The 302-nt window shown below is 36.8% G+C and carries 1 pseudogene; it reads right to left on the minus strand.

Annotated features, from left to right (window positions below):
• Positions 1–112: 112 nt before the first annotated feature.
• Positions 113–302: pseudogene (locus tag E2R66_RS28640) on the minus strand (NAD-dependent epimerase); the annotation flags it as partial.

Raw genomic sequence — 302 nt, forward strand, 5'->3', positions numbered from 1 at the left:
TGCATCAAGAGTACTCCAGGTATAAGCAGAGCAAATGATTATAAACGAATTTGCCGACTTTTTATCAGGATCAGCCCCAAGAAAGGATTCATTTTTGGCGTTATTTGCATAATTATTGCCATGCAGTTTTGTAGAAATCTTTATACCAGTTGATGAATTCTGCGATACCTTTTTGGATTGAGGTATTGGGTCTGTAACTAAAGTTATTGATTAAATCATCAACGTTAGCCCAGGTGGAGGTCACGTCTCCTGCTTGCATTTCCTTATACTCTATTCTCGCTTTTATACCAATGTTATTTTCT

Source organism: Mucilaginibacter psychrotolerans (assembly GCF_004519315.1).
GTDB classification, from domain to species: domain Bacteria; phylum Bacteroidota; class Bacteroidia; order Sphingobacteriales; family Sphingobacteriaceae; genus Mucilaginibacter; species Mucilaginibacter psychrotolerans.